Origin of the sequence: Bradyrhizobium sp. 142 (assembly GCF_023074015.1) — a bacterium.
GTDB lineage: Bacteria > Pseudomonadota > Alphaproteobacteria > Rhizobiales > Xanthobacteraceae > Bradyrhizobium.
The window spans coordinates 1-14,918 of record NZ_JADPKQ010000222.1; the positions used below are offsets into that span (position 1 = coordinate 1).

A 14,918-nucleotide genomic window follows, 5' to 3' on the forward strand; every position below is an offset into this window, starting at 1 on the left:
TCTCGCGATGACGCCCTTGCGCTTCGCTAACCCTTCGCCGCCATCAGGCTGGGTAAAGGACTTCCACCTCCAAGCTGTCGAACATGCTCGGCACACCAATACAAAAGCCCGGCTCGCGCCGGGCCTTTCCTTTTTCCGCTCCTCATGGTGAGAGGCGTCGAACCACAAAGGCCCCTGTTCCTCCAGTGGCCATCCTTCGAGACGACCGCTCAGCGGTCTCCTTAGAACGAGGACCGCGTTTGAGGCTGCACGAAGCGCCTACTTGCCCGCCGCCTTGCGCAGCGCGTCGTTGATGCGATCCTGCCAGCCGGGCCCGCCCGCCTGGAAATGCTCCAGCACGTCCTGGTCGATCCGCAAGCTGACCTGCTCCTTAACGCCGGGTACGATAGTCTTTTTCACTGGCGCTTCGGCGACCTTGGCCGTCACCTTCTTGAACGCTGCCTCGGCTTCGGAGCGCGCATCGCCCAACGTCCGCGGCCGCCTCGGTTGATCCACCATGTGCTAGATTCCTTCAAACAGAGCGGTCGAAAGATAACGCTCGGAGAAGGACGGCACTATAGCCAGGATGGTCTTTCCCTCAGCTTCCGGCCGTTTGCCGATCTGGAGGGCCGCAGCGATCGCGGCGCCCGAGGAGATGCCGCCCGGAATGCCCTCGTGGCGCGCCAGCGACCGCGAGAACTCGATCGCGGTCGTCGAGTTGATCTTGACGATCTCGTCGATCACGGAGCGATCGAGAATGTCGGGCACGAAGCCGGCGCCGATGCCCTGGATCTTGTGCGGGGTGTGCTGCCCGCCCGAGAGCACGGGGCTTTCCTCCGGCTCGACCGCCACCACCCGCAACGAGGCCTTGCGCGGCTTGAGTACCTGGCCGACGCCGGTGATGGTGCCGCCGGTGCCGACGCCGGCGACGAAGAAATCGATGTTGCCGCCAGTGTCGTTCCAGATCTCCTCGGCGGTGGTGCGGCGATGCACCTCGGGATTGGCGAGGTTCTTGAACTGTTGTGGCATTACCGAGTTTGACGTCGTCTTCAAGAGCTCCTCGGCCGCGGCGATTGCGCCATTCATGCCCTGCGCTGCCGGCGTCAGCACCAGTTCGGCGCCGAGAAACGCCAGCATCTTGCGCCGCTCTATCGACATGGATTCCGGCATCACCAGCTTGAGCCGATAGCCGCGCGAGGCGGCCACGAAGGCCAGCGCGATACCGGTGTTGCCCGAGGTCGGCTCGATCAGCACGGTATCCGGCTTGATAATCCCCGCCTTCTCCATGGCGATGATCATGGCTGCCCCGATGCGATCCTTCACGCTTGCAGCCGGATTGAAATATTCAAGTTTTGCCAAAATGGTCGCGTTCACGCCGTGCATGCCCGGCAGCCGGCGCAAGCGTACGATCGGCGTGTCGCCAAAAGCCTCGACGATCGAGTCATAGATCCGGCCACGGCCGGGTTGGTGCGCTGCACCCGCGTTGGACGATGCGTCCATGATGAACTCCCTGTGGCAACAATCGGCGCGCTGATTGCAGCTTTATGCAGTTGCAGACAGCCTGTGACGACACGCAAGCAGCAATGCGGCACATGTTAAGTACGCTGCATCGCAAAATCGCGTGAGCTGTAATTATCAGAAATCGACGCATTTGTGTTGCGACCTCGTCAACTGATTCTGCTTATGTTAGACTTACGTCTTAAAGCAGAGAGGTCACCACGATGTCAGCTGTCGCTGAAGTGTTGTCGACCATCGCACCGAGTCGCGATCCGCGTTGCAGCGAGTTGCCGACTTGTCCCGTCTGCGCCGACTCCATGGTCGCAGCCGAAGCCTCTGCGTATGTTTCCGACCACGTGATCAGCTATCTCTGGACCTGCGATACCTGCGGCTACGGCTTTGTGACCAAACACGCCGTCAAGCAGCGATTCCTCTGCAACTGATCTTTGCGGTTTGAGCATGATCTCCGCGCAAACACGTTCCACGTTTGTCGCGGGGGAAAACCGCTCCACACCTTTCCGGATCATGTCTAGCGCGGGGCGATGTCGCCGCTCGCCCAGTCTTCGCGCGTGCGCTGATAGAACTCCTCGAACTTTCCGTGTGCGATCGCGTCCCTGATGCCTTGCATCAGGAACTGGTAGTAAGCGATATTGATCTCGGACAGCAGCATCGCGCCCAGCGTTTCGCCGGCCTTGACCAGATGGTGCAGGTACGCGCGCGCGCAGTTGCGCGTCGAGGGCCATGCGCTCTCGTCGTCGAGGGGACGCGGATCGTCGGCATGCCGCGCATTGCGCAGGTTGACCTGGCCGAACCGGGTGAAGGCAACGCCATGCCGGCCATTGCGCGTCGGCATCACGCAATCGAACATGTCGACGCCGCGCTTCACTGCCTCGAGGATGTCGTCGGGCGTGCCGACGCCCATGAGGTAGCGGGGTCGGTTGGACGGCAGCGCCGGCGCGGTCTCGTCGATCATCGCCAGCATCACGGCTTGCGGCTCGCCGACGGCAAGGCCGCCGATGGCATAACCGTGGAAGCCGATCTCGACGAGGCCTTGGGCGCTGGCATGACGAAGCTGCGGCACGTCGCCGCCCTGCACGATGCCGAACAGCATGTAGCCCGCGGGCGCGCTCTCGAACGCGCGCTTGCTTCGCTCGGCCCAGCGCAGCGACAGCCGCATCGCGCGCTCAATGTCGTCGCGCTCGGCCGGCAGCCGCACGCATTCGTCCATCTGCATGGCGATGTCGGAGCCAAGGAAACGCTGCACCTCGATCGAGCGCTCCGGCGATAGCTCGACCTTGGCGCCGTCGATATGCGAGCGGAAGGTCACGGCATGCTCGCTGACCTTGCGCAGGTCCGACAGCGACATCACCTGGAAGCCGCCGGAATCCGTGAGCATCGGCCCGTTCCAGCCGGTGAACCGCTGCAAGCCGCCGAGCGCCGCGATCCGCTCGGCGCCCGGACGCAGCATCAAATGATAGGTGTTGCCGAGCACGATATCCGCGCCGGCCTCGCGCACCTCGCGCCAGTGCATGCCCTTCATCGCACCGGCGGTGCCGACCGGCATGAAGGCGGGCGTCCGCACCACACCGTGCGGCGTGGTCAGGCGCCCGGCGCGCGCGGCGCCATTGGTGGCGAGCAGTTCGAAATCATTGGGAAGACTGTCAGCGGGAAGACTCATGACGGTGCTTATTGCGTGTCGGGAGAGGCCAATCAACCGCCCAGTTCTTGAGCCGCGGCGGTCCTATCCGCCCGAGGCCGGACACAATTGAACCGTGCAAGCGCCCGCACATGACCGCTTGTTAAACAAAACGATACGGTATAGTTCTATCAGCGGGGCCAAAATGGGGGAATGCCCAGCGTTTGGCGGAAACGCCCGGCGGCGTAGCGTAGACGGTGATTGACGGCGGATGCCTTCCCCTTGTGCCCAGACTGACTCGATCCTCTCGAGAACCGGCCTTCGCCTGCTCGGATCCGCCGTGCTCGCGTACAGCCTTGCGCTGGGCGCCTGCACGTCGCTGCCGCGGACGCCCTACACCGCGGCCGATGCCAGCAGTTCACGCGTGCTCGATATCGACGGTTTGAGACGCTACACCGACGAGCCCATCACGAAGTTCAACTTCCCGGCGACGAGGAGCTATCTGGCGCTCTCCGGCGGCGGGGCCGATGGCGCCTATGGCGTCGGCGTGCTGAACGGCTGGACCGCGGCGGGCACGCGACCGACCTTCTCGGTCGTCTCGGGCGTGAGCACCGGCGGCCTGATTGCGCCCTTTGCGTTTCTCGGGCCGCAATACGACGACACGCTGAAGGACGTCTACACCAGTGGCATCGCGGAGAGCCTGCTGAACGACCCGAGCATCATGCGGGTGCTGTTCGGATCCGGCCTGTTCGGCAATACGCGGCTGCGCGAGCTGGTGGCGCGCTATGTCGGGCCGGAGATCCTGGCGCAGGTCGCGCGCGAATATGGCAAGGGCCGAAGGCTGCTGGTGGTCACCACCGATCTCGACACCCAGCGGACCGCGATCTGGGACATGGGCAAGATCGCCGCGGTCGGCACGCCCGAGGCGCTCAAGCTGTTTCGCGATGTTATGGCGGCCTCCGCCAGCATTCCGCTGGTGTTTCCGCCGATCCTGATTGAGGCTGAAGGCCAGGGACACAGGTTTCAGGAGATGCATGTCGACGGCGGCGTGACGGCCCCGGTGCTGACGCTGCCGGAGGCCCTGCTGTTCCAGGGGCGCCTGCCCGGCAACGCGAAGATGGACATCTACATCCTGGTCAACAAGAAGATCGAGCGCAACTTCGAGCTCGTCGCAAACGGCACGATCGACGTCGCCTCACGCAGCCTGTCCTCGATCACGCAGTCGCAGACGCGCTCCATCATCTTCTCGACCTACGATTTCGCCAAGCGCAACCAGCTGGGCTTCCACCTTTCCTACATCGCGCGCGACTATCCGGCACCGGCCTCGGAAGGATTCGATACCGCCTATATGCGGGCGCTCTATCAGTACGGCTACGAGAAAGCCGCAGCCGGCCAGGCCTGGACTTCGACGCTCCCTTGAGATGGCGCCAGGGGAACGACGCCGTACCGAGACCGTTGACGATACGGCCAATTCGGCCAGATTCGCCATGACGCCCCGGCTGCCGCGCGTTATAGAGCAATGACGATTGTCAGGAACGCGCAGGAATCATCGGGCATGGGATTGACCGCGACCAGGACAAGGCCAGCCGCGCCGCGGCGCGAAGTGCCGAAATCTCGCGGCGGCCGGCCGACGAAAAGCGCCGCGATCGAGCGTGATCAGCGGTTGATCGAGGTCGCCACCCGCCTGTTCCTGGATCGCGGCTTCGACGCGACCTCACTCGATGCGGTCGCTGAAGCGGCCCGGGTCAGCAAGCCCACAGTCTATGCCCGTTACGGCGACAAGCGCGGATTGTTTGCCGCCGTATTCAGGCGCGAGATCGAGCGTTGGCTTGCGCCGCTGTCCGCAGCCGCCGAGATGCAGCTCGGCAGTTCGTCCAGTGTCTCGGCCGAACAGCGCCTGGTGGAGATCGGGCGGGAGATGCTGACCTTTACCTGCGGATCCGACGCCATGGCCTTCAGCCGCATGATGACGTCACAGGCCATCAATTTTCCCGACATCGCCAAGCTCGGCAAGGAAGAAGGTTGGCTCAAGGCTGTCGCCACGACCGCGCGCTTCTTCGATCATCTGGTGGCGCAAGGCGCCCTCGACGTCGAGGACACCACCATTGCAGCCGAAGTGTTTCTCGACGTCGTCGTCGGCCACACCCACCGTATGGCGACGTTTGGAATGCCGACGGAAATCAAATCCGCCGAAAAGCGGATGCGCGCGGCAATCAGGCTGTTCCTGGCCGGTGCGCTCGGGCCTGCGGACCGCGTCCAGGATGCAGCCAAAGCTACGCGGCGGCGCCGCCCCACCCGCTAACAATTCCGTGAGCTTGCGATCTATCCCACGGGGCTCACGGTTGCGCCGTTGACCGAAATAAAACGATACGGTATGGTTTTGTTATAACACCGGGTCCGGGCCCTTTTTCACCAGCCCCAAAGCGGTGCGGACCGCCTTTCAGACTTAGGTCGCCGCGACGGGGTACAACCCGTTGCTACGATGCGCGGCCGGCCGCTGCCCATGGTCGGCCGCGACTTCTTTGCGATCGTCCGGCCATCTGCCGGCCAAAGGTTTTGAACATGCCAGATATATCGAGCATGAAGGCGGTACGATTACGCTCCTGGAAGTTGCTCGCGATCGCCCTGTCGGGGCTGCTGATCGCAGCTCCGGCGCGCGCGATCGGCACGGCCGACGGCACGCCTACCACTCTCAACAGCCAGACAGATGGTGATGCCGAGACCGACCGCCAGACAGTGAGCCGCGAGATCGAACGCTTCCGCAGCTCGTCGATCTCGCTGCGCCAGGCCATGGCCATTGCCGAGGCGCGGCATGCTGGCGCCACCACTGCGGATGTGAGTTTCGACGGCGGCGCAGGTGTGCCGGTCTACAGGGTGAAGACCCTGCACAATGATCGGATCTGGCGCCATACCATCAATGCCTCGACCGGCGAGCTCGTCGGCGGGGAAGCCGCCCTCCCCCTGACCGAGCTCGATCTGGACGATCGCAGCAATCTCGCGGCGCTCGGCGCCATCAGGCACCGCCTCGCGGATGCGGTGCGCGTCGCCGAGCAAGCAGCATCCGGCAAGGCCATCAGCGGCGGTCTGGTGCGCGAACGCGGACGGCTCAACTTCGCGATCGTCGTCATCAGCGGCGACGACCTCAAGGAAGTCATCCTCGAGCCGCCGGGCGCCCGGGCAAAATAGCGTCGGGGTCCGTCGCCCACAATCCCGCCGAAAAGCCGTTGACGGGCGCAAAACTCTCCCGCATAAGTCGCCGCCATGTTCGCAACCACCAAACGCACGACCAAAACCACCACGGCCTTCGGGGCCCGGGGAGGCGTGCGCGCGTAGTCGTCGACTAAAACGCATCAGCTCTACCGAAGCCCCGCCCACGATGGTCCGGGGCTTTTTTGTTGTCTTCAGCTCACAGCATGATCCGGAAAGGTGGAATCCGGTTTTCCGACAAGATCATGCTCAACTTGAATGGAGGAGAATGTGAGTAACGATCCCGTCGTCGCGATTGTCGGCGTCACCGGTGCGGTGGGCGCCGAATTCATCGCCACCATGGACAAGCGCGGCTTTCGCATCGGCAAGCTCAAGGCGCTGGCCAGCGCCCGCTCGGCCGGCAAGACGGTATCGTTCCGCGGCCAGAACGTCGTGATCGAGGAGCTGACCGAGCGCGCCTTTGACGGCGTCGACATTGCGCTGTTCTCCGCCGGTGGCGGCATATCGAAGACGTACGCGCCGATCGCGGTCAAGGCTGGCGCGGTCGTGGTCGACAACTCCTCCGCCTTCCGGATGGATCCGAACGTGCCGCTGGTGATCCCCGAGATCAACGCGAACCGCATCCGCGACCACAAGGGCATCATCGCCAACCCGAACTGCGCCGCGATCACCGCGCTGGTGCCGCTCTGGCCGATCCACCAGAACAACCGCATCAAGCGCGTGATCATCTCGACCTACCAGGCCGCCAGCGGCGCCGGCGCCGCTGCCATGGACGAGCTTGTGGAGTCCACCCGCGCCAATCTCAACGGTCAGGTTTATACGCCCAAGGTGATGCCGCACCCCTATGCCTTCAACCTCTTCAACCACAACACCGCGGTCGATCCCGAGACCGGCTACAATGATGAGGAGACCAAGGTCATCAACGAGACCCGCAAGATCTTCGAGGACGACAAGATCGCGATCGGTGTCACCTGCGTCCGCGTGCCGGTGCTGCGAGCCCATTGCGAGGCCATCACCTTCGAATGCGAAAAGCCAATCACCGAGGACCAGGTCCGCGCCATCATGGCGCAGGCACCCGGCGTGAAGATCGTCGACGACCGCGCCAAGAACTACTTCCCGATGCCGATCGACGCCTCGGGTCAGGACGACGTCCTGGTCGGCCGCATCCGCAAGGACCTCAGCGATCCCTCCGGGCATTCGATCTCGATGTTCGTGGCGGCGGATCAGCTGCTCAAGGGCGCGGCGCTGAACGCGGTGCAGATCGCCGAGCTGCTGCCGCAGCGGGTCATGGCGTAGCGCGGACGAATTCCCGATCCGTCATCCTTAGGTGCGAACTCTGCGGCGCAATTGCGCCGCAGAGCGAGCCTCGAAGGATGGAGGCCCCGCCTGTGGCCGTCGCCCTTCGAGGCTCGCCGAAGGGGCGAGCACCTCCAGCGACAATGGCTTCGCCATTGCGCGGGGGTGACGGTTATGTATTTACGATTGCCGCCAATTTCTCCGCCCGGAACAGCAGGCACGCATCGCCATACGAATAGAACCGGTAGCCGTTCGCGATCGCGTGCGCATACGCCTGCTTCATCGTCTCGAGCCCGGAGAACGCCGACACCAGCATGAAAAGCGTCGACTTCGGCAGGTGGAAATTGGTCAGCAAAATATCGACCGCGCGAAAGCGATAGCCCGGCGTGATGAAGATCGACGTCTCGGCCGCAAAGGGTTGGATGGCGCCATCCGCGGCGGCGGCGCTTTCCAAGACCCGCAGCGACGTGGTGCCGACAGCGACGATGCGGCCGCCGTTCTTCCGCGCGGTGTTGAGCCTCTCCGCCGTCTCCGCCGAGATCGTCCCCCACTCGGCGTGCATCTTGTGGCCTTCGGTGTCGTCCACCTTCACGGGCAGGAACGTCCCTGCCCCGACATGCAGCGTGACGCGGCTGATATCGACGCCGCGGTCGCGCACCGCCTGTTCCAGCGCAGGCGTGAAATGCAGGCCCGCGGTCGGCGCGGCGACAGCGCCTTCATGCGCCGCGAACATCGTCTGGTAGTCGGTGAGATCCTGATCGTCAGGCGTGCGCTTGGAGGCAATGTAGGGCGGCAGCGGCGGGCTGCCGAGATCTGATATCGCCTGGTCGAGCGCCGGGCCGTGGAACGAGAACGACAGCGTCACCTCACCTTCCGCGCCCTTGGCCTCGACCTCGGCATCGAGATGACCGAGCAGGCACACCTTGCCTTCATTGCCGAAGCGGATGCGGTCGCCGGCAACTAGTTTCTTGGCGGGCTTCACTAGCGCCTGCCAGCGCGAACCGTCGAGGCGCTTGATCAGCGTCGCCTCGATCTTCCGCTCGGTCTCGCGGCCGATGCGGCGGCCCTTGAGCTGCGCCGCGATCACCTTGGTGTCGTTGACGACGAGCTGGTCGCCCGGCTTGAGCCATTGCGGCAGGTCCGAGATGGCCTGATCGCATAGCATGCCGTTCTCCACGACCAGCATCTTTGCGGAGTCGCGCGGATGCGCCGGGCGCAGGGCGATGCGCTCAGCGGGCAAATCGAAGTCGAAGAGATCGGTGCGCATGATTGGTGCCTGGCGCAACACAGTCAGCCCTCATGGTGAGGAGGCGCGTAGCGCCGTCTCGAACCATGAAGGCCGAACTGCAGCAGCGGGGGCCTTCATCCTTCGAGACGCGCGTTCCGCACTCCTCAGGATGAGGGTCGAGCGGCTATGCCGCGTCCGCCGCCATCCGCGCCTTGACGATCTTGTCGGGGTTCTGCACCGGCTCGCCGCGCTTGATCTTGTCGACGTTCTCCATGCCCTCGGTGACTTTGCCCCACACCGTGTACTGGTTGTCGAGGAAGCGGGCGTCGTCGAAAACGATGAAGAACTGGCTGTCGGCGGAGTCGGGGCTCGCCGCACGGGCCATCGAGGTAACGCCGCGCACATGCGGTTCCTTGTTGAACTCGGCCTTCAGCTTCTTACCCGAGCCGCCGGTGCCGGTGCCGTGCGGGCAGCCGGTCTGCGCCATGAAGCCGTCGATGACACGGTGGAACACGATGCCGTCGTAAAAGCCTTCGCGCACGAGCTCTTTGATGCGAGCAACGTGGCCGGGAGCGAGGTCGGGCCGCATCTCGATGGTGACGGGGCCCTGCGTGGTTTCGAGGATCAGGGTGTTTTCGGTGGCGCTCATACTCGTCTCTCTTGGGTTGGGGGTGAACTCTTCCGGTTGCGAAACTGGATCGCGAATGGACGCCCCGCAGCGGCGCCGGCCATCGCATCGGTAAATGGCATCGGCGTGCAGCGTTGCAATGCCTCCATCACCGCGATCCGGTATTGCAGCCGGTCATCGTCGGAGGCCTCAGCGGATTCATAACTAATCCTCGGATGGCCCAGAATGTTTCCGTCCCGGTTGAAGCTCACGACGACGGTGATGTCGATGGGGCGAGCCTTGGCCACCGGGGGGGGCTTCCAGCAGGTGCGCAGATGCTGGAATATCTCCTGGATAGTATTGACCCGCGCGTCCTCGGCGGCCGCGCCGAAGGTGCCGAGCAGAAGCGCCGCGGCAGCTACCAGCAGCTTGTCGCCGCAACGCGCCATCGCCTCTCCTATTTAATGTCGGAAGCGACCTGCACCTTCACCATCTTGTCGGGATCGGTGACTGTGCCGCCGCTCGAACCGGGAGGAGCCTTCTTCAGCTTGTCGACGACGTCCATGCCCTGCACGACTTCGCCGACCACGGTGTATTGATTGTCGAGGCTGCCGCCGTCGGCGAACATGATGAAGAACTGCGAGTTGGCGGTATCGACGCTGTCGCCGCGCCGGGCCATGCCGACGATGCCGCGTGCGAAATGCACCTTGGAGAATTCCTGCTTCAGGTTCGGATATTTCGAGCCGCCGGTGCCGTTGAAGTTCTGGCCGTCGCCGGTCTGCGCCATGAAGCCGTCCATCACGCGATGGAACGGCACGTTGTTGTAATAACCCTCGCGCGCGAGCTGCTTGATACGCTCGGCGTGTTGGGGCGCAAGATCGGTCCGCAGCTTGATGACGATGCGCCCCTTGGTGGTGTCGATAACAATGGCGTTAGCCTTGTCGAGACCCGCCGGCAGGGTCTGTGCGCCGGCCGGGACCACGCCGAGGAGCGCGGCAAACATCGTGGCAAGGATTGCGAGACGACGGATCATGAAAACTCCGGATCAGGTGAGATGAAGAAGCGCCGTTACCCGGCGAATTTGGCCTTGAGCAGGCTTGTGACGAGCGGCGGCACGAATGTCGAAACATCTCCGCCCATGGCTGCGATCTGGCGCACTAGTGTGGCGGTGATCGGGCGGACCATGGGGGAAGCCGGCAGGAAGACCGTGTGCACCTCCGGCGCCATGGCCTCGTTCATGCCGGCGAGCTGCATCTCGTAGTCGAGATCGGTGCCGTCGCGCAAACCGCGAATCATGATGGTCGCGCCATGCTTGCGCGCGGCGGTCACGGAAAGGTCGTCAAAGGTGGTGGCCTCGAGAGCACAGCCGGCCGCGGCCGCCAGCGGCCCGCAGATATCGTGGAGCATCTGCAGGCGCTCCTCGGTCGAGAACAGCGGCTTCTTGCCGGGATGGACCCCGATCGCGACCACCAGCCTGTCGCAGAGGGGAACGGCATGCCGGACCACATCCAGATGGCCGTTGGTGATGGGGTCGAAGGAACCCGGATAGAAGGCGATGCGCGGCATGGCTTCCTCCTACCGCGCCCGGCCCGGCCCGGCAAGCCGGGCAGGTTTTCTGCCCGTTTTCCCGCAAAACCATGTCGGAATCCCCTTCCTTTGTTTCGTCCTGGGAGCGGCGACGAAACAAAGGAAGCGCAAACGAAACCATTTCACGCGCCCGCGAAGACGTCCGGAAACTGGCCATGGTTACTAATCCGGCCAACAAATGACAGGCCGCACGCTGGGCGTAGTGGCCACATTACAGGGGACCGTCAATGATCAAGGCTCTTTCAGCGATCGCACTCTCCGCGTGTGTTGCCGCAGCCCTCACCCTTCTGCCCGGCTTTGCTCCGACCGTCGAAGCCAGCGTGCCGCAAGTACTCGCTAAAAGCGACCGCCTCGACATCCGCACCATCGGCAAGGACTGCTCGCAGCAGGCCTGGCCGAACTTTGAAGCCTCCTGCCTGCGCCGCGCCGGCACCAAGACCAATGTCCGCGAGGCTCGCCTCGTGAGCGCCGACCGCACCCCGTAGTCGGGTCTGTCAGCTTCGCGTCATCTCATCCCAGTATGAACCCCATGGATATTTGCGACGTCTCGTCGCAGACTGGCTGATGCTCGCGCCCGGCGGAATGGCCCGTTGGGCGCGAACCCTTGGGGGGTTCGCTTTTGTCCAGTACGCCCGCTGTCGCTTCCGGCCATCATCCTGATCCGCTGCCGCTTGCCATGACCATGGGCGCCCTCGGGGTGGTCTATGGCGATATCGGCACCAGCCCCCTCTACGCCCTGAAGGAAGCCGCCAAGGCGGCCGCCCATGGCGCCACCCTCGCTCCCGAAGCTGTCCTGGGGATTGCCTCGCTGATCCTCTGGGCGCTGCTGCTGATCATCTCGCTGAAATATGCGCTGTTGATCCTGCGCGCGGACAATCGCGGCGAAGGCGGCATCGTCGCGCTGCTGGCGCTGCTGCATGCCCGCCATGCCCAGCCCGGCACATGGCGCGCCCATCTGTTGGTTGTCGGCCTCGTCGGCGCCGCCCTGCTCTATGGCGACGGCGCGATCACGCCTGCCATCTCGGTGCTGAGCGCGATCGAAGGTCTCAAGGTGGATGCGCCCTCGCTCGCACCGGTCGTGGTGCCAGTGACCGTCGCCATCCTGATCGGCCTGTTCATGATGCAGAAGCAGGGCACGGGATTCATCGGCCGCATCTTCGGGCCGGTGATGATGGCCTGGTTCATCGTGCTCGCCGCGCTCGGCATCCACGGCATCGTCAAGGCGCCGGCGGTGCTGGCCGCGCTCAGCCCGCTCTATGCCTTCGACTTCCTGATCCACCAGGATTTCCATGTCTCCTTCGCGATCCTGGGCGCCGCATTCCTGGCGGTGACCGGCGGCGAGGCGATGTATGCCGACATGGGGCATTTCGGGCGCCTGCCGATCCGGCTCGCCTGGTTCGCGGTCTGCCTGCCTGCGCTGGTGCTGAACTATTTCGGCCAGGCTGCGCTCCTGATCACCGATCCCACGATGATCGAGAATCCGTTCTTCCAGCTCTGCCCCGATGCCCTGCACTATCCGCTGGTCGCCTTCTCCGCAGTCGCGACGGTGATCGCCTCGCAGGCGATCATCTCCGGCGTGTTCTCGCTAACGCAGCAGTCGATCCAGCTCGGCTTCCTGCCGCGCATGCTGATCCGTCACACCACGAGCGCTGCGATCGGCCAGATCTACGTGCCCTTGGTGAACTGGCTGCTGGCGGCCGCAACGTTAGGGGCGGTGCTCAGCTTCGGCACCTCGGATGCGCTTGCAGGCGCCTATGGCATCGCAGTGTCGCTGCTGATGGCGATCACCACGCTGCTCGCCGCCCTGGTCGCGATCCAGTGGGGTTATTCGCCGTGGCTCGTGGTCGCGGTAAACGGCTTCTTCTTTGTGATCGACGTGATCTTCTTCTCGGCCAATTCGATCAAGCTGTTCGAAGGCGGCTGGTTTCCGCTGCTGCTGGCGGCCCTCGTCGCGTTCCTGATGCTGACCTGGCGCGCTGGCGTGAAGCTCGTCGAGGCCGCCCGCGGCAAGCTGCGACAGCCTGAGGAGGACCTGATCGAAACTGCAGTCAACAAGTGCAGTGCCCGCCTCCCCGGCACCGCCGTGTTCCTCGCCTCGGCACCGAAAGGCGTGCCGCTGGCGTTGACGCAATTCGTCAAGCACAACCACGTTCTGCACGAGCGTGTCGTCCTCGTCACCGTCCTGATCGAGGAATTGCCGCACATCGCCGACGAGGAACGCGCCGAGGTGATCGAGATCATCCCCGGCATCACCCGCGTCATACTGCATTACGGCTTCATGCAGAACCCGACCATCTATGAGGGGCTGACGCTCACCTGCCGGCAGGGCAAGCTGCCCGGCATCGACCTTTCCGACATCACCTATTACGTCGGCCGCGAGACCATCATCCCGCGCGAGGACGTGCCGGGCATGTGGGTCTGGCGCGAAACCCTGTTCGCCTTCCTCCAGCGCAACGCCGAACGCTCGGCTGCCTTCTTCGGCGTGCCGACCAAGCAGGTGGTGGAGTTCGGAACGGAGCTGGAGATTTAGCTAGAGTGTGTAGCCTGGATGGAGCGCCAGCGTAATCCGGGATTCTCGCCAACGAGCGTGCAGGCGCGAATCCGCTCCTGCGGATGTCGAGACCATCGAAAAGGTCGAGCGCGAAGTTCCAATGAAACGGCGCCACTTTATTTCCCTCCTCGGTGGAGCTGCGCTGGCACCACCACCGCCTGGCGTGTGTGCGCCGATATGCCCGACGGCTGCGGTGTTCCGGTCTCGCAAGACGATGGTTGGCCGGTCGCCCCCGTCAACGAGGACAAGCTCATTGATCGCCCTGCGCTCTGCAGGATGACTGATCGACTCGCGGCCAACACCACCATGCACGCCGCTGTGGTCGCGCGCAGCGGCAAGCTTGTTTTCGAGCGCTACTTCAGGGGTGACGATGAGATTCCCGGCCGTTTTTATGGCCATCGGGTGGAAAACGTCACCTTTGACGCCGGTACGCTCCACAATATGAAGTCGGTCTCGAAGAGCGTGGCATCCCTTGCAGTCGGGATCGCGATCGATCGGGGACTCATACGCAGTGTCAATGAACCGATCTTCAGCTTCTTCCCCGAATTGTCTGACTTGCGTTCGCCCGAAAAGGACCGCATCCAGCTATTGCACGTGCTCAGCATGTCGATGGGTCTGGAGTGGGTGGAGGCAACTCCGGCCACTGGAGATTACAACAACGATGAGGCGCGCATGCACATGGCTTGGGACCCATGTCGTTACGTGCTTGGCCGCTCGGTGACGGCCGCGGCAGGGCAAGAGTTCTTCTACAGTACTGGTGCGCTCACGCTGGTATCGGCCATTGTCCGTAAGGCAACGGGACGCCCTCTCGACGAATTTGCGCGCGCGACGCTGTTCGAGCCTTTGGGAATAACCAACACACAGTGGGCGAGGGTCAGAGGCGATACCGATGCCGGCGGCGGCTTGCGTCTAAGACCGCGCGACATGGCGAAGATCGGACAGTTCATCCTAGCGGGCGGCCGCTGGAACGACCGCCAGATCGTTTCGAAGGCATGGATCGAAACATCGACGGCACCGAAGCTCAAGGCCACCGACGATCAGTTGTATGGATATTTGTGGTGGCTCGGTCGCTCCCGGCTCAACGGCCGTGATATTCACTGGGTTGGCGCGCTTGGTCGAGGCGGGCAGTCGATCCGCATTGTCCCGGAGCTCGATCTCGTTGTCGTAGTCACTACGGGACACTACCAGGACTACAGTCCGCGAGCCTTTCAAGTGCAGTACGGGGTTTTCAGGGACGTCTTACGCGCGACGTCGCTTCCGGGCTGAACCGGAAGCGACGTCGTGCGGCGCTTCACTCGGACAAGAGGCGGACGGTGCCGCGAAGAGCCTA

16 protein-coding genes are annotated in these 14,918 nt (G+C 63.7%); 8 read left to right on the forward strand and 8 right to left on the reverse strand.

The features are described from left to right. Window positions 1-258 precede the first annotated feature (258 nt). Both IVA82_RS20205 and cysK read right to left on the reverse strand, forming a co-directional pair. Window positions 259-498, reverse strand: a complete 240-nt coding sequence (locus IVA82_RS20205) for a BrnA antitoxin family protein (RefSeq protein WP_247387991.1) — start codon at window positions 496-498, stop codon at window positions 259-261. A 3-nt stretch (window positions 499-501) separates the two neighbouring features. Continuing rightward, a complete protein-coding gene (gene cysK / locus IVA82_RS20210) occupies window positions 502-1,479 on the reverse strand; it encodes a cysteine synthase A (protein WP_247387992.1) in 978 nt (325 codons plus the stop codon). 221 nt (window positions 1,480-1,700) lie between these two features. Between cysK and IVA82_RS20215 the strand changes: the two genes are divergently transcribed. Further along, on the forward strand, window positions 1,701-1,919 hold the full coding sequence (locus tag IVA82_RS20215; RefSeq protein ID WP_148739682.1) for a hypothetical protein: 219 nt from the start codon (window positions 1,701-1,703) through the stop codon (window positions 1,917-1,919). An 86-nt stretch (window positions 1,920-2,005) separates the two neighbouring features. Here IVA82_RS20215 and tgt read toward each other — a convergent pair whose 3' ends face one another. Beyond that, complete coding sequence (gene tgt / locus IVA82_RS20220; RefSeq protein WP_247387993.1) at window positions 2,006-3,154, reverse strand: tRNA guanosine(34) transglycosylase Tgt; 1,149 nt, start codon at window positions 3,152-3,154, stop codon at window positions 2,006-2,008. A 229-nt stretch (window positions 3,155-3,383) separates the two neighbouring features. Here tgt and IVA82_RS20225 point away from each other — a divergent pair, with 229 nt between their 5' ends. The 4 genes from IVA82_RS20225 to IVA82_RS20240 all read left to right on the forward strand — a co-directional run bounded on the left by IVA82_RS20225 (window position 3,384) and on the right by IVA82_RS20240 (window position 7,615). Next, window positions 3,384-4,532 (forward strand): patatin-like phospholipase family protein, encoded by a 1,149-nt coding sequence (locus IVA82_RS20225; protein WP_247387995.1) that lies wholly within the window; start codon window positions 3,384-3,386, stop codon window positions 4,530-4,532. 135 nt (window positions 4,533-4,667) lie between these two features. After that, entirely contained in the window at window positions 4,668-5,414 is a 747-nt protein-coding gene (locus IVA82_RS20230) for a TetR/AcrR family transcriptional regulator (RefSeq protein WP_247387999.1), read from the forward strand. Between the two features lie 278 nt (window positions 5,415-5,692). Continuing rightward, a complete protein-coding gene (locus IVA82_RS20235) occupies window positions 5,693-6,298 on the forward strand; it encodes a PepSY domain-containing protein (protein ID WP_247388001.1) in 606 nt (201 codons plus the stop codon). A gap of 279 nt (window positions 6,299-6,577) precedes the next feature. Next, window positions 6,578-7,615, forward strand: coding sequence for an aspartate-semialdehyde dehydrogenase (locus IVA82_RS20240; protein WP_247388003.1), 1,038 nt, complete (start codon window positions 6,578-6,580; stop codon window positions 7,613-7,615). Window positions 7,616-7,787: 172 nt separating this feature from the next. Here the strand turns inward: IVA82_RS20240 and queA are convergent, their stop codons facing one another. From queA to coaD, 5 genes are all read right to left on the reverse strand, one after another. Beyond that, window positions 7,788-8,882 carry a tRNA preQ1(34) S-adenosylmethionine ribosyltransferase-isomerase QueA gene (gene queA, locus IVA82_RS20245; RefSeq protein WP_247388005.1) on the reverse strand — a complete coding sequence of 365 codons (1,095 nt, stop codon included), beginning with the start codon at window positions 8,880-8,882 and terminating at the stop codon, window positions 7,788-7,790. A gap of 145 nt (window positions 8,883-9,027) precedes the next feature. Further along, window positions 9,028-9,492 carry a peptidylprolyl isomerase gene (locus IVA82_RS20250; protein ID WP_148739690.1) on the reverse strand — a complete coding sequence of 155 codons (465 nt, stop codon included), beginning with the start codon at window positions 9,490-9,492 and terminating at the stop codon, window positions 9,028-9,030. After that, complete coding sequence (locus tag IVA82_RS20255; RefSeq protein ID WP_247388008.1) at window positions 9,489-9,899, reverse strand: TonB C-terminal domain-containing protein; 411 nt, start codon at window positions 9,897-9,899, stop codon at window positions 9,489-9,491. The genes IVA82_RS20250 and IVA82_RS20255 overlap by 4 nt, the downstream gene beginning before the upstream one ends. An 8-nt stretch (window positions 9,900-9,907) precedes the next feature. Continuing rightward, on the reverse strand, window positions 9,908-10,483 hold the full coding sequence (locus IVA82_RS20260; protein ID WP_247388011.1) for a peptidylprolyl isomerase: 576 nt from the start codon (window positions 10,481-10,483) through the stop codon (window positions 9,908-9,910). Between the two features lie 35 nt (window positions 10,484-10,518). Next, a complete protein-coding gene (gene coaD / locus IVA82_RS20265; protein ID WP_247388013.1) occupies window positions 10,519-11,016 on the reverse strand; it encodes a pantetheine-phosphate adenylyltransferase in 498 nt (165 codons plus the stop codon). Window positions 11,017-11,264: 248 nt separating this feature from the next. Here coaD and IVA82_RS20270 point away from each other — a divergent pair, with 248 nt between their 5' ends. From IVA82_RS20270 to IVA82_RS20280, 3 genes are all read left to right on the forward strand, one after another. Further along, window positions 11,265-11,522, forward strand: coding sequence for a hypothetical protein (locus IVA82_RS20270; protein ID WP_247388016.1), 258 nt, complete (start codon window positions 11,265-11,267; stop codon window positions 11,520-11,522). 191 nt (window positions 11,523-11,713) lie between these two features. Beyond that, window positions 11,714-13,567, forward strand: a complete 1,854-nt coding sequence (locus IVA82_RS20275; RefSeq protein ID WP_247388086.1) for a KUP/HAK/KT family potassium transporter — start codon at window positions 11,714-11,716, stop codon at window positions 13,565-13,567. A gap of 198 nt (window positions 13,568-13,765) precedes the next feature. After that, entirely contained in the window at window positions 13,766-14,854 is a 1,089-nt protein-coding gene (locus IVA82_RS20280; protein WP_247388017.1) for a serine hydrolase, read from the forward strand. Window positions 14,855-14,918: the final 64 nt, after the last annotated feature.

Coding starts and splice junctions, on each gene's coding strand:
- IVA82_RS20215 (WP_148739682.1), top strand. CDS start 1,701: ATGTCAGCTGTCGCTGAAGTGTTGTCGACCATCGCACCGAGTCGCGAT.
- cysK (WP_247387992.1), bottom strand. CDS start 1,479: ATGGACGCATCGTCCAACGCGGGTGCAGCGCACCAACCCGGCCGTGGC.
- coaD (WP_247388013.1), bottom strand. CDS start 11,016: ATGCCGCGCATCGCCTTCTATCCGGGTTCCTTCGACCCCATCACCAAC.
- tgt (WP_247387993.1), bottom strand. CDS start 3,154: ATGAGTCTTCCCGCTGACAGTCTTCCCAATGATTTCGAACTGCTCGCC.
- IVA82_RS20255 (WP_247388008.1), bottom strand. CDS start 9,899: ATGGCGCGTTGCGGCGACAAGCTGCTGGTAGCTGCCGCGGCGCTTCTG.
- IVA82_RS20270 (WP_247388016.1), top strand. CDS start 11,265: ATGATCAAGGCTCTTTCAGCGATCGCACTCTCCGCGTGTGTTGCCGCA.
- IVA82_RS20260 (WP_247388011.1), bottom strand. CDS start 10,483: ATGATCCGTCGTCTCGCAATCCTTGCCACGATGTTTGCCGCGCTCCTC.
- IVA82_RS20230 (WP_247387999.1), top strand. CDS start 4,668: ATGGGATTGACCGCGACCAGGACAAGGCCAGCCGCGCCGCGGCGCGAA.
- IVA82_RS20240 (WP_247388003.1), top strand. CDS start 6,578: ATGGAGGAGAATGTGAGTAACGATCCCGTCGTCGCGATTGTCGGCGTC.
- IVA82_RS20250 (WP_148739690.1), bottom strand. CDS start 9,492: ATGAGCGCCACCGAAAACACCCTGATCCTCGAAACCACGCAGGGCCCC.
- IVA82_RS20275 (WP_247388086.1), top strand. CDS start 11,714: ATGACCATGGGCGCCCTCGGGGTGGTCTATGGCGATATCGGCACCAGC.
- IVA82_RS20205 (WP_247387991.1), bottom strand. CDS start 498: ATGGTGGATCAACCGAGGCGGCCGCGGACGTTGGGCGATGCGCGCTCC.
- IVA82_RS20280 (WP_247388017.1), top strand. CDS start 13,766: ATGCCCGACGGCTGCGGTGTTCCGGTCTCGCAAGACGATGGTTGGCCG.
- IVA82_RS20225 (WP_247387995.1), top strand. CDS start 3,384: ATGCCTTCCCCTTGTGCCCAGACTGACTCGATCCTCTCGAGAACCGGC.
- IVA82_RS20235 (WP_247388001.1), top strand. CDS start 5,693: ATGAAGGCGGTACGATTACGCTCCTGGAAGTTGCTCGCGATCGCCCTG.
- queA (WP_247388005.1), bottom strand. CDS start 8,882: ATGCGCACCGATCTCTTCGACTTCGATTTGCCCGCTGAGCGCATCGCC.